This window comes from Spirochaeta cellobiosiphila DSM 17781 (genome assembly GCF_000426705.1).
Lineage (GTDB): Bacteria > Spirochaetota > Spirochaetia > DSM-17781 > DSM-17781 > Spirochaeta_E > Spirochaeta_E cellobiosiphila.
In genome coordinates, this window is sequence record NZ_KE384558.1 from 277,613 (window position 1) to 289,520 (window position 11,908).

General features: G+C 36.8%; 16 protein-coding genes and 1 pseudogene. 6 read left to right on the plus strand and 11 right to left on the minus strand.

Annotation, left to right across the window (positions count from 1 at the left end; translation table 11 throughout):
* Positions 1-21 precede the first annotated feature (21 nt).
* Positions 22-615 (minus strand): methionine biosynthesis protein MetW, encoded by a 594-nt coding sequence (gene metW / locus K345_RS21775; RefSeq protein WP_037573081.1) that lies wholly within the window; start codon positions 613-615, stop codon positions 22-24.
* Entirely contained in the window at positions 605-1,726 is a 1,122-nt protein-coding gene (gene metX / locus K345_RS0117960; RefSeq protein WP_028975343.1) for a homoserine O-acetyltransferase MetX, read from the minus strand. The genes metW and metX overlap by 11 nt, the downstream gene beginning before the upstream one ends.
* Positions 1,727-1,817: 91 nt before the next feature.
* Here metX and K345_RS0117965 point away from each other — a divergent pair, with 91 nt between their 5' ends.
* On the plus strand, positions 1,818-2,429 hold the full coding sequence (locus K345_RS0117965; protein ID WP_028975344.1) for a hypothetical protein: 612 nt from the start codon (positions 1,818-1,820) through the stop codon (positions 2,427-2,429).
* A 56-nt stretch (positions 2,430-2,485) separates the two neighbouring features.
* Here the strand turns inward: K345_RS0117965 and K345_RS0117970 are convergent, their stop codons facing one another.
* Complete coding sequence (locus K345_RS0117970; protein ID WP_028975345.1) at positions 2,486-3,658, minus strand: hypothetical protein; 1,173 nt, start codon at positions 3,656-3,658, stop codon at positions 2,486-2,488.
* 11 nt (positions 3,659-3,669) lie between these two features.
* Complete coding sequence (locus K345_RS0117975) at positions 3,670-4,548, minus strand: hypothetical protein (protein WP_028975346.1); 879 nt, start codon at positions 4,546-4,548, stop codon at positions 3,670-3,672.
* Positions 4,549-4,659: 111 nt separating this feature from the next.
* Here K345_RS0117975 and K345_RS0117980 point away from each other — a divergent pair, with 111 nt between their 5' ends.
* The 5 genes from K345_RS0117980 (at position 4,660) to K345_RS0118000 (ending at position 8,623) form a co-directional block, all read left to right on the plus strand.
* Positions 4,660-5,463 carry a hypothetical protein gene (locus tag K345_RS0117980; RefSeq protein ID WP_028975347.1) on the plus strand — a complete coding sequence of 268 codons (804 nt, stop codon included), beginning with the start codon at positions 4,660-4,662 and terminating at the stop codon, positions 5,461-5,463.
* A 142-nt stretch (positions 5,464-5,605) separates the two neighbouring features.
* Positions 5,606-6,340 (plus strand): flagellar filament outer layer protein FlaA, encoded by a 735-nt coding sequence (locus tag K345_RS0117985; RefSeq protein ID WP_028975348.1) that lies wholly within the window; start codon positions 5,606-5,608, stop codon positions 6,338-6,340.
* The gene (locus K345_RS0117990) at positions 6,340-7,038 is read left to right on the plus strand and encodes a flagellar filament outer layer protein FlaA (RefSeq protein ID WP_028975349.1); all 699 of its coding nucleotides are present in this window, start codon (positions 6,340-6,342) and stop codon (positions 7,036-7,038) included. The genes K345_RS0117985 and K345_RS0117990 overlap by 1 nt, the downstream gene beginning before the upstream one ends.
* A gap of 113 nt (positions 7,039-7,151) precedes the next feature.
* Positions 7,152-7,553: a hypothetical protein gene (locus tag K345_RS0117995; RefSeq protein WP_028975350.1), complete on the plus strand. Its 402-nt coding sequence runs from the start codon at positions 7,152-7,154 to the stop codon at positions 7,551-7,553.
* A gap of 254 nt (positions 7,554-7,807) precedes the next feature.
* Entirely contained in the window at positions 7,808-8,623 is an 816-nt protein-coding gene (locus K345_RS0118000) for an NADase-type glycan-binding domain-containing protein (RefSeq protein WP_028975351.1), read from the plus strand.
* Between the two features lie 30 nt (positions 8,624-8,653).
* Here K345_RS0118000 and K345_RS0118005 read toward each other — a convergent pair whose 3' ends face one another.
* The 7 genes and pseudogenes from K345_RS0118005 to K345_RS23380 form a co-directional block, all read right to left on the minus strand.
* A complete protein-coding gene (locus K345_RS0118005) occupies positions 8,654-8,842 on the minus strand; it encodes an LPXTG cell wall anchor domain-containing protein (protein WP_028975352.1) in 189 nt (62 codons plus the stop codon).
* Positions 8,843-8,971, minus strand: coding sequence for a hypothetical protein (locus K345_RS23710; protein WP_281169346.1), 129 nt, complete (start codon positions 8,969-8,971; stop codon positions 8,843-8,845).
* 9 nt (positions 8,972-8,980) lie between these two features.
* Positions 8,981-9,064, minus strand: a pseudogene (locus tag K345_RS23935) (hypothetical protein); the annotation flags it as partial.
* A complete protein-coding gene (locus K345_RS0118015; RefSeq protein WP_028975353.1) occupies positions 9,058-9,696 on the minus strand; it encodes a hypothetical protein in 639 nt (212 codons plus the stop codon). The pseudogene K345_RS23935 and the gene K345_RS0118015, both read right to left, overlap by 7 nt.
* A gap of 20 nt (positions 9,697-9,716) precedes the next feature.
* Complete coding sequence (locus K345_RS0118020) at positions 9,717-10,016, minus strand: hypothetical protein (RefSeq protein WP_028975354.1); 300 nt, start codon at positions 10,014-10,016, stop codon at positions 9,717-9,719.
* Positions 10,017-10,329: 313 nt separating this feature from the next.
* Positions 10,330-11,007, minus strand: coding sequence for a peptidoglycan recognition protein family protein (locus K345_RS0118035; RefSeq protein ID WP_028975355.1), 678 nt, complete (start codon positions 11,005-11,007; stop codon positions 10,330-10,332).
* 132 nt (positions 11,008-11,139) lie between these two features.
* Positions 11,140-11,908: hypothetical protein (locus K345_RS23380; RefSeq protein ID WP_028975356.1), on the minus strand; the 769-nt coding region annotated here is incomplete at its 5' end.

Below are 11,908 nucleotides of genomic sequence, written 5' to 3' on the forward strand. Positions count from 1 at the left end.
ACAATAGCTTGTGTCTAGGTGTTATTTTGCTTTTCCCTCTAATAGATAAAGACCTTCCAAACCAAAAAGAGCAGGCATAATTTTGACAGGTTTATCCTTACTGTTAATCGCCTCTTCTTTTAGGATGGTATACCCAAGATCTTTTGTAAAGGAATGAAAGTCTTTTCTTGTACAAAAGTGAATGTTTGGTGTGTCATACCATTGATAAGGAATCGCTTTGTGAACAGGCATTTGCCCCCAAAACATTAACTGAAGTCTGTTCGTGATATATCCAAAATTGGGGACAGAGAGAACAGCTCTCTTTCCTACCCTTAGCATTTCATCAAGAACAAATTTAGGATCCCGCACCTGTTGAATGGTTTGGGACAGAATAACATAATCAAAGGAATCTTCTATATAATCCTGTAGAACATTCATCATGTTGCCGCGGAATACTGATATCCCCCTGCTAATACAGGAGATAACCAATTCTTCTTCTCTTTCCACACCATGGCCTTTTACTTGTTTGTCTCTAATAAGGAGTTCGAGAAGTTTTCCATCTCCACAGCCTAAGTCAAGAACTCTCGATCCAGGTTCTATCCATTGTCTAATGACTTTGAAGCGTCTATTGAGCATAATTAGTCTCCAGGTAGGATTTGATAATCTTTTCCTGTCTCTCGATCTCTAATAGAAAGGAATCATGACCATAGGGGCTGTCTAATTCAATGAAGCTAACCTCTTTATGGGTCTTCATAAGGGCATTTACTAACTCTTTTGATTGGTAAGTAGGAAATAGCCAGTCTGTTGAATAGGATATTATCAAATACTTGCAATGGCTATTTTCAAAGGTCTTATCCAGGGATCCTCCGACCATTTCCAAATCAAAATAGTCTAATGCTTTACTAATGTATATATAAGTATTGGCATCAAAACGGTCAACGAATTTGTTTCCCTGGTATTCCAGATAACTTTCAACGGCAAATTGATCATTGTGCTCCACACCATTATCTTCACGATTCTGAAACTTACGTCCAAATTTGATACGCATGGACTCATCACTAAGGTAGGTGATATGTCCTATCATACGGGCAATAGATAGTCCTTGTCTTGGTCCTTCTCCTGTATAGTAATCCCCTTTGTCCCAATGGGGATCAGACATGATCGCATTACGGCCTACCGCATGAAAGGCTATTCCCTGAGCTGTTAAGCGGGTAGTGGACGCGATAACAATAGCTGTTTTGATCCTGTCAGGATACTGAATGGACCATTGCAGGGCTTGCATCCCTCCCATAGATCCTCCGGTGACAGCTAATAGTTTGTCAATTCCCAGATGAGTGATGAGCCTCTCCTGGGCTGTCACCATATCTCCAATAGTAATCATAGGAAAGGACATGCCATAGGGCTTGCCTGTCTCTGGATTAATAGAACCAGGTCCTGTTGAGCCCTGACAACCTCCAATGACATTGGAACAAATAATGAAGTATTTATTCGTATCAAAGGCTTTTCCGGGGCCCACCATATCATTCCACCAACCGGCATAGCGATCATCATTCTTATGATAGCCAGCCACATGGGCATCCCCAGAGAAGGCATGAAGAATGAGTATCCCATTGGACTTCTCTTCATTGAGTTGCCCATAGGTTTCATAAGCTAATTGGACCGGAAAAATTTCCTTACCACTTTCCAGCTTAAGAGGGGAGTCAAAGTGATAGTATTGAGTCGTAATGAGCCATTTGTCTTGTTTCATTTCTGCTCCATGTTAGAAGGATGTTTCTGCCCTGTCAATAATATGTCAGCCACTATTGCCACGCTAAAGCTTAAGGGGTATCTTGTCCATTATGAGAATATTTTCCCTATTTATATTTCCATTTTACGGATTGTTATTATTAGCATTGAGTTATTCTGATAACAAGTCAAAGTTTTTACCTTATGTTTTGAATTTCTTTTGGGGAATTCTGACAGGAGTAGCTGTTCTAAGTGTGGAATGGTTGTTTCTTCGAAGATTCGAACTATCGTCTCATTTTTTGGGATTGTGGTTAGGGGTTTTTCTTGATGATTATTTCTTTCCTCTTTTGGGGGTTGTCATTCTGTGGTTTACTCTATGGAAGAAAGATTTAACGAACCAGGAAAACATTGACCGTCTCGTGCCTTGGACTTTAGGTATTTTCTTCTTGGAAATCCTGATGGATATGGTTAGTATGCGATCCTTCGTGAATAGTTTTGATCTGTTCTTAGAACCAATAACCAAAATATCCCTGGTTACTTTAATGGTTGCTTTAACAAAATCAGAACCTGATGGTCTTAGACTAATCGTAATCCCTGCTCTGATTGGAGGGGCTCTCTTGGGAGCTCTATGTGGTACTACCTGGTTTTTTAATCTCTTTATTCCCTCCCTATTGGTTGGTGTATTGTGTCTAGGTGGAACGCATTACTACCTCTATAGACAGTAAGTTCTTATAAAAAAAGGGCTGTAAAACAGCCCTTCCTCTTTTATAATAAAGACTTCTTAGTCTTCTATTTTTGTTAAAGCATCCTTAGCCAAACGACTAATGTTTCCAGGAAAATTAGAAAACTCAACTTCAATCAAAGAAGGTACGGCAATAGAATTATTGGCGATAACCATAGCTCCAATTGTGGATCGAATGGCTTGAAGATCTTCGTTTGAATTCAAGCCTTCTGTTTGACGGTAATTGAAGTTTGTTAAAAACTCAGCTAATACCTCTACCGCAGGATCCGTTGCATTAACTCCCAAAGCGACAATAGCATTCAGTCGTTCCTGTTGATCCCATTTTCGTTCAGCCGATTCCTTTAAATAGGGTACTACTTCTTCTTTTCCTTTACCGTATTGGTTTAATACCTGTATGGATGTCAGTCGTAATTTGCTTAGGTCAAGTTGTTGGGATAAGTCATCAGGTTGAAATTCTAATCCTTCCTTCAATCCCAAGAAAGCCACATCTGCTTTACTGGAAGCAGGAGCTTTGCTGGAAGCTTCCTTCTCAATGGCATAAGTTTTGTTCTTATAGTTATCTGTGTTTTCAATAACGCTTTTAAGGAACTCTGTAGGATCATCAGTGATGGTATCAAGGGCTTGTTCTGCCAGTTTTCGTGTTCGGCTTGGGTACCATCCACGGCTGGCATAGAAAACAGGTTCATATCCAAAGGGACTTTTCATCCTTTCTAAACCCAAGATAGCTCCATAAGCCATGATTTCATTTTCCCTTTCCTTACCATTGGGGCCAAAGTTTAAGTTCCTTAGTATCAAGGAAATCTCTTCACCGTATTGGAGAGCCCGCATCTGACCGACAGCTATGAGCGCCGCACTTCGCACTATAGGATCTTCAAAGTTACGGTATACATCCATCACTGTTTCTGCTGCTTCACTGGCTTTTAAATCCCCTAGTTCCTGAACGACCATTAAAGTTACATCATTACGTAAGCTTTTCTGATCATAAGTGGTATCTGATTTACTGCCGTTAACATATTCAGATAAAGCATCCATAAGAAGGGGGGCCATATCTCTATCATCCAGCTTCAATATATTGGTTAAAATGGCTTTTTGCTGTTCTAATGACTTTGATCGCTTAAATAAATTCGTCCATACTTCTGCTCTGTCCCCTGCCATTACTGTGGCAGGTATGATTATAAGCAAAAATAGTAGGCTTACTACTTTCCTTTTCATTCTTAGTCCCCTTATTCCCAAACCAGGATAGTCTTTATGGCTGTTCTTGGTTCAAAAGTTCTCTCCTTATATTCCAGGAGATTGCCTCTCTTATCAAGGTAATTTACCTTGATTGCATTGCCATCAGCATCGTTTTCATATGTTTCTTGACGTCTAAGGGCCTTTTCGCCGGAATAATAAAGGGTTTTTACGAGTACATCACCCTTGTATTCTCTTTTGATGCGTTTATCGATAGATCCATCAGCGTTCTGGTATACTTCATCAACCAAGTTTCCTTTGTTGTATTTATACTCAATTGTGCCAGTTAAAGATCCCGATTGATCACTGAAGGTTGTTTTTGTTTTATTTCCTTCCTCATCATAGGTATATTCAGTAACAGCTAAAAGGGCATTATCACCATCATAGGCTTTCCAAACAGTGGGGTCACCATTGTTATTGTTTTCATAAGTAGATTGGGATAGGATTTCTTCATCCCCTGTCTTCAGTACTTCCTTAACAAGCCAACCATATTCGTTCATATCTGATACGGTAATGTCCTGAACTTCATTGGAGCCGTTATAGTTTGTAACAGTTAATGTAGAACCTGATTTCTTATAGACTAGCTTTTCCTTCACATCCCCCATGTTAGTAAAAGTAGTAAGAGTCTTAGGCGTTCCTTCTTCGTCGTAGGAACCTTCGAATTTAGTATCCAATATTCCATCAGAATAGAAGGAGGATTCCTTTGTTATCACATAGATAGTTTCCTGTATTTGTTTAGGTACCAAAACAGGTTCTTTTGCTTCTCCTTCTGGTGTTTCCACATTACTGACTACTTCTTCTTGTGGCGCTTGTGTTGCACAAGAAAAAACAGCCAAACTTATTGAAATGAGTAGTAGAATAAATTTGTTCATATATTTTCCCCTCTAACTAGTTATATTAGGACCTCTTCCTATGGTTATATAGAATAACGGATAACAGGTCCATTGCAAGTTAATTATGTTGATGATAGATTGTTTTAGATAATGAAAAAAGCTTTTTTTATCCTAATAGTCATATTTTTTTCATCCTGTTCCCAACAAGTCTTATTTATCAGTGATCCATACTTCACCACCTTGTATGGCGGTGTAAAAGAACTGAATAAAGAATTAAAAGCAATCAAAGACTATCGAATCCGCATCCTTGATTCAGAAACCATAGACGGGATGAGTGATTTATCTGATTTACCAGAGATAAGAATCTTCACCCCCCTTAGTCTTGATCAGTATGAAAAATTTGAAAAGTGGCCAGGTCAATCTGTATTCCTCAGGGATGTAAAGAATCTAAAGGAAGGCCAGGTTTCTGTCCTTAGTGACAGAGGTCCTGCGTTTAGAGAGCTAGGTCAGTTAATAAGAACCTGGGCGGAGGATAATAATGTGAGGACATTGGGGGGCGTTTTCTACACAGGAACACCAGAAGCCCAAAAAGAATGGGACGCTTTTGTCCATGGTTTGGGCGAAGGGCGTTATTGGCAGGGGATGCCTCAAACCTATACTTATTTGAACAATCGAAATAAGATAAAAGAAAATATCCTAAAAGAGCAAAATCTGGGTATTGAAGCGTATGTATTGTTTGCCGGTCAACTCGATGGATATCTATGGGATTTGGTGGATTCTCAGGCTTCTTATATTTTTACAGAAAATAGGAAAAAATCTGGCATAGGTGGGGGAAAAGTATTATGGTCTATAGAAGATGATTTGGGTCAGATGATACGTACTGGATTAGAAGCTTTGGAGTCAAAAGAATACTCTAGTCATAAGGTTCGGTCAAAAATTCAAGTTTCTGAATAAAAAAAGTGAATTTTATGGCCAAACTGGGCGATCCTAGGAAAAACCGGTCATTATTAAAATGATTTGACAAAGAAAAACCGAGGAAATATAATTCAAATTGCCTTGGCCTAACGAGCTACTTTTAGTGGGAAGGAGTAGAATAATGAAACGAGGCGGACTGCTTACGATCTGTCTTTTGCTAGTGAGTCTAATACCATTCACTGCCTTTGCTGATACTGATACTCAACAGCTTGAGTCACGAATACTTGAAACCTGGGATGATCCTGATAACAGTCAATGGGGATTATATGGGAGCAAGTTTTCAGCTGAAGGCTTTCCAAAGAAAGCTTTTCCTGAAGCTTATCCTAGTGCCCTGTATGACTTAACAGAAGCAGAGGGTAAGACTCTCAGAGTATTAGGTATCAATGGAAGTTTTTTAAGACAAGGATACAACTATATTGAGATAGTTCCTGTAGAACAAGATGCAGAGGGCAATACTGTACCAAGAACTATCAGTATTCCCGGACGTGCAAAAAGACTAGATGTTTGGGTATGGGGATCTAATTACAACTTCGATTTGGAAGTTCACTTTTTAGATTATCAGGAAATACCTCATGTGCTTAAATTAGGCAACTTGAGCTTCGAAGGTTGGAAGAACTTGTCTGTGAATATTCCGTCGTCTATTCGACAGTCACAACAACATCTACCAAAGTTTCAAGGATTACGTTTGACCAAGTTGGTTATCAGAACTCATCCAACGGAAGTTGTTAAAAACTTTTATATCTATTTAGATCAATTGAAAGTCATGACAGATACCTTTGAATCACCCTATGATGGTCGTGATCTAACCAATCAGGCTAAGATTGAAGAAATCTGGGGACAAGGAGGTAACCAGTAATGAGAAAGATAGCTTTTATTATAGCAATATCCTTTATATCCTGGGGTGCTTTTGCTCAGGCTGGAGAACCTCAAGCTGATAATATTGGTGTAGATACAGCGCAACAGAACCTTCAAGAGATATCTGTTCATAAGTTTGAAGACGCCGCCTTCTGGTATGCGACTATGGACTTAGAGGCAGGACGAGTCTCTTTAAGACGTTTTGAGGGGGGGGCTATCGATAAAGAACCCCTGGCTTCTGAGCAAAGTGTTGGTATTCAGGAAGAAGATAAGTATGTTTTAGGTGCTAAGACAGTGTTTGTACGCAGAAGTAAGTTCAGTTATGAACTAAGACCTCTTCGACCGATTCCTGTTCCTGGTATCACAAAGACCATATCCTTATGGGTTGTGGGACGTAATATTAATCATGTTTTGTATGTGGAGTTTGAAGATCATTTTGGTAACAAGGCCTCCCTACCATTAGGTAAGCTTAACTTTAGTGGTTGGAAGAAGTTAACTGTTGCTGTTCCTCCTAATATCAAACAACGTGATTATCACTATAATAACCAAATGGGTATTAAGATAACGGGGTTCAGAGTGGACTGTGATATCGATGATGCCTATGGTACCTATTATCTTTATTTAGATGACCTTCGGGTTGTTACCGATTTGTTTGCAGAGCAAAATCGTGATGAAGATGATATGGTAGATGCTTGGTAATTAGTAATAAATATATCCCCTCAACATATAAGAAAGGCTAACCAACGGGGTTAGCCTTTTTTTGCGAAATTAATGTTATTCAAATGAAACAGTATTTATAATTGGTGATTAAAATGAAAAAAGAAATTATTTACTTACTTCTCTTTGTAACAGTTTTGTTTACAGGCTGTGGAGGAACATCCTCTTCAGATTCATTAATAAGTCCACCAAGATGGCTTCAAGGTTCTTGGGAATATCCTGTTATTACTGAAAAATTGATTGTAACGAATTCAGAAATTATAGATCCACTGTTTGATCCCTATAATTCTGAGAGAGTGAGACCCTTTTTGAAGGGTGATTCAAGTACGGCACTTTCTTATTCTGTATACTTTGATTTTACAGGGGACTTGCAAACTTTTTTTGGTGGTGAGTCTGTCATAGCAAAATATGACATGAATAAAGATGGCACAATTACCCTAACTTATCTTGTGGATGGAGAACCTCTTAGCGTTGATATATTGAATAAATCAAAATAATAGTTTGCTACTTAAGAGAACCCCATTGTGGATTAAAGACTGATTAGATTTTTACTTACTAGTCAGCCTTTATTATTCATCGAAACCTAGCTATTTATCCGTGTTAAATTAAGAAAAAGTGCTTAAGATGTGTTATTTTGTTTATTAGAAAACGAACAAAGACGAGTGAATGATAGATAATTTGGTCTATTATGAGCTGGTGATGTTAATGATTATTAATAGTATAGAATGTAGGATGTTAGGTTAAAAGAACTATGAAATTGTGGACAATCTTATTACTCTCTCTTCTTATAAATTCTGGAATAAGTGCTGATAACTATGAGGATATTCTTCCTGGGAAACGTAGTTTTCTTATGGATAAGAATCATATTAACTATGAGAATAATGCTGGTCTGGGATCCCGACGTTATGTGTTTAGAGATATAGATTTATGGGATTATCAGTTGGTTAATATCTATGGTATTCCCTTTGTTAAATACAACGAAAGTAATCCTCTTCTTATCCTCAAGAATAGGGAAATAGTCTATGTCTATTCTGCTGATGCTGTGGCTCATGATGTTAAATGGGAAATCTTTGCTGGAATTGAAGAAAGTAAGAGTGGTAAGATTCAATTGTCTTTTCCTACTGGTTCTATCAAAGTTTCTAGCTATCTGACAGAAGGTAGCATTATCTATGATGAGAAATTTCTTAAGAATAGTGTTTTAAGGCAACCATGGATTGAAGGAGCTCCCGGTAAAGGAATAGGGGAGTCCATTACTTTTGAAGCGGTAATGGATAGGAACGATAACCCTCGGGCTGCTGCTAATGGGATGTATCTCTTTAATGGCTTTGTATCTTTTGATAAACCCCATTTGTATAAATACAATGCTCGGGTGAAGCAGTTTCGTGTGGAGGATCTTGATACGGATGAGATGTGGACAATTAATCTTATCGATACTCCAAATCCTCAATATTATGATCTAAAGGGTCATGAAGGGCATACTTTGAGGCTTAGTATTACAGATGTTTATGCTGGGACTAAGTGGGAAGATACTTGTTTGAATATGATTGTGATGAGTTATAAAATGTGAACAACTCTGAATTAAGTAGAGGTATAAAAGTTATAGCCTTTTCTTACGTTTCTTTAAGAATATCACTAAGCTAAAAATAGAAAGGATTAATAAACCTACAACAATCAAAAAGGGTATGGTGTAATCAACATTTTTGGATGAAAAATATTCATCATCTGGTATTCCTTTATCGTCTTGATGTACTTCAGCATATTGTTTTGCTTTTTGCTCTTGTTCCATTTATTCTGCCAGTTGTACAAGTTCGGCATGTTCTTTGTTGTATTGTTCCTGTTCCTCTTTAGATACAGCATCGTTAAGGGATATATATCCTCCATAGACCCATCCGGTTTGACCATTATCGGTTTTCACTTTTAACCAATTTGCATGAATCCCCTCTAGGACTTCTTCTTTGCCTTGTTCTAGGATCGTTAGGACAGAGTCTTTATCGATAGTTGTTATGATGTCCGAATCGACTTTAGCTTCTTGTCGTAACCGGACATTTTTGTGAGGGCTAGGTAAGAATTATCTGTGGTATGTATTAATTCTATTTGATCATCGTAATCACTGGAACCATCAGCATGACGAGGCCATAAGATTTTGCTTGGATCGTAGGATTCTCTTCTTACGAAGTGCTCTATTTCTTGAGCCATTTTTTTGGTTCCTCTGACATAGGTGAATATGTGGTTTTCCTCAGAGACGGAGTCTATGTACATGTCTAGATAGTCTCCGTCTTGTACGAATATTAGGTTGTAGGGGGTAGGGTGGTTGTAGAGAGCTTCATAGCCAGGTTGCCTATAGTATTTATTTAAGTCAGAGACTTCTGTTATCTTTAAATATAGATAGTGTTTATCCAAAGTTGTTTTTTTAATTAATGTACTTAACTCAACAGTTGGTCCAAAATTATCAAAAAGAATATAATTTTTCTCTATATTCAATGCAAGTGGTGTATAATAATTAAACCAAGGTTGTGGTGTTTCACCTGTTTCATTTTCTTGATCTTTTATCCAAGTTTTCCATAATGAAGCTTCTTGAAATATCAGTTTCTCTTGATCTCTTTTATTTCCTATTGCTAACAAATCAATATTGTAATCCACTATCCAATAACCTTTTTTGATTAAAGGGGAATCACATTATTTAATGTTTGTATTTCAATATAATTTGAATCTACAAACAATTTCTTTTCGTTTTTAGATTCTTTATTAACGAGTGAAACATATATTCCAAAATAGTCGTTGTCATCATTATAGAAATAATTTCCATGACTATATATAACTTTATTTCCTTTATTTACTTGATATTTTTCAACAGAGCCATCGCGTACAACACAATTCTTTGTAATGATATAATTTACATCTTCTGAGTATATTAAGTTGATAGTCAATGTAATAGTAATAATTAGGAATATTGTTTTCATTATTTTATTTCCTCAAAGTATAAATTTTTATAATCAAACGGATTTACTATTCCAACTCCTTTTCTTTCTAGTCGTCCATCTTTTCTTTTAATTAATTTCAAAAAATAATATTTTTCATCGTCGCTTAGAAATAACTGTAAATGCAAGTGAGCTCCTATCCCATGAGCTCTACTTACTTCATTATTGTGACCAACGCTGTTAAAGTTCCTACATCCAGCGGCGAAAAAGTTCCGCTTTTTCGGACATAAAAAGGGGCAAATATCCCTGCTTTATTTATGCCATCATTCATAAAGCTACTCCAATCAGTAACTAGTTACGATTTTGTAACTTCGTCCATTTTTCCTAATTCATATCTATCAAATCGCATAGGGTAAGGAAGAAAACGATATGGGATATCATATTCTTTACATGATGCCTTTAGTAATTTTGCGACACTTTGAGTTTGCTTTGTTGTAAATGCGGCATAATAACGGTAGCCCCTATAATCACTGTTAGGATATCTACCTAGTTTATCATAATCATTATCAGCTAGATCAATAAAAGCTTTGTCTGGTCCTTTAAGTGCATCGTCGTAAGAACAGTATATTTCGCCTTGATAGTCATATAGATTATTATTTTTTAATTCTAGCCTGCCATAATTAACAATTTCAATAGCAATTATATTAGGATTATGTCTACCTGCACTCGAATGATGTGCCCAGTATTCAGGTTCCATGTATTCAACAATTGTTCCATCTCTATAAACCCAATAGTTAACGGCATTATGATCATCTATGGCTCTATTGGGACTTGTCTTACATGTGGTTGAATCAGCTCCACCATAATTACCAGCAGTGAAGTGAAGGCATATAGCAGTCTTTTCTGATTTATCTACTTTGCCTAGATACATTTCTTCTTTTTTGAATTGCTTTTCAATTGATAATTTACTACCCAGTTGATCATATGCCTCAGTATCTATAGGGTATTCCTCCAGATGTTTTAACTTACGCATTTTACTACTAGGCAAATTTATATCAAAGATTTGTTCTTGCTTAAGAAAAAGTCAATCATCAAAATAATGATCAATTAGTGGTTGTATAATATTGATATCACAGTATTCATCATATGCTGGCATCTTTGTTCCTTATTTGTTTAATTTTTCATTAATTAATCTTTTTTTTCTCTTATAATTAGAATCGTAAATCTTTTTAATTGTATTAAAAAACTGTGTTTTGTTAGTAGTTTTCCAATCTTCATATAATGGAAACTTCAATGTACCGTCTGATTGCTTTAGGGGATATTCCAGATCATAACTATAGACAGTAGGGGTGCTATTTATCTTCCAATGATCATCAAAATATAATGAACCTTTGATGGTGAAGTTATCCTGATCTGCTATCACGTATGGCTGTCTTAATTCACTTGTTGGATCATTAATATAATCGTAATTTATCCTGTAACCAAGCGCTGGAAGATCACTAAAATCAACCTTAGTCAGTGATACTTGATTTCTACTAATTAGTTCATGAATACCGAATTCCCATCCATTATTTATTGAACTACTACCGCGTGCTATATTAACTATTCCTATTGCTGAATAAAAACCACCATCTAGTGTAAGTGACAATTCTGCTAGGCCAGGAAGTTCATCAGCCCGTTCAAGGTTATCTGCATGATGATATCCGTAAAGAGTCCAGAATTTAGGTTCTGACAAGTTCTGCCTTAAGTTACTATAACGCTTAAGGCTACGAATATAGTCAAGATCTGTATCAGTTTTCGATTTTTCTAAGTATCTAGAGGCGAGAAAATAGGATAGACTTAAATTCTGAAATACTTCATCCAGAACAATAGCAAGGAACTCCTCATTATAGTAACCTTCCTGCTGAGCGTACAATCCGCTATCTTGATTTGCC

Bases quoted from the DNA above. Each gene is read 5' to 3' on its own strand.
- metW (WP_037573081.1), bottom strand. From the start codon at position 615: ATGCTCAATAGACGCTTCAAAGTCATTAGACAATGGATAGAACCTGGA.
- K345_RS0117970 (WP_028975345.1), bottom strand. From the start codon at position 3,658: ATGAAAAGGAAAGTAGTAAGCCTACTATTTTTGCTTATAATCATACCT.
- K345_RS0117980 (WP_028975347.1), top strand. From the start codon at position 4,660: ATGAAAAAAGCTTTTTTTATCCTAATAGTCATATTTTTTTCATCCTGT.
- K345_RS0118000 (WP_028975351.1), top strand. From the start codon at position 7,808: ATGAAATTGTGGACAATCTTATTACTCTCTCTTCTTATAAATTCTGGA.
- K345_RS0118005 (WP_028975352.1), bottom strand. From the start codon at position 8,842: ATGGAACAAGAGCAAAAAGCAAAACAATATGCTGAAGTACATCAAGAC.
- K345_RS0118035 (WP_028975355.1), bottom strand. From the start codon at position 11,007: ATGCGTAAGTTAAAACATCTGGAGGAATACCCTATAGATACTGAGGCA.
- K345_RS0117995 (WP_028975350.1), top strand. From the start codon at position 7,152: ATGAAAAAAGAAATTATTTACTTACTTCTCTTTGTAACAGTTTTGTTT.
- K345_RS0117985 (WP_028975348.1), top strand. From the start codon at position 5,606: ATGAAACGAGGCGGACTGCTTACGATCTGTCTTTTGCTAGTGAGTCTA.
- K345_RS0117965 (WP_028975344.1), top strand. From the start codon at position 1,818: ATGAGAATATTTTCCCTATTTATATTTCCATTTTACGGATTGTTATTA.
- K345_RS0117990 (WP_028975349.1), top strand. From the start codon at position 6,340: ATGAGAAAGATAGCTTTTATTATAGCAATATCCTTTATATCCTGGGGT.
- K345_RS0118020 (WP_028975354.1), bottom strand. From the start codon at position 10,016: ATGAAAACAATATTCCTAATTATTACTATTACATTGACTATCAACTTA.
- metX (WP_028975343.1), bottom strand. From the start codon at position 1,726: ATGAAACAAGACAAATGGCTCATTACGACTCAATACTATCACTTTGAC.
- K345_RS0117975 (WP_028975346.1), bottom strand. From the start codon at position 4,548: ATGAACAAATTTATTCTACTACTCATTTCAATAAGTTTGGCTGTTTTT.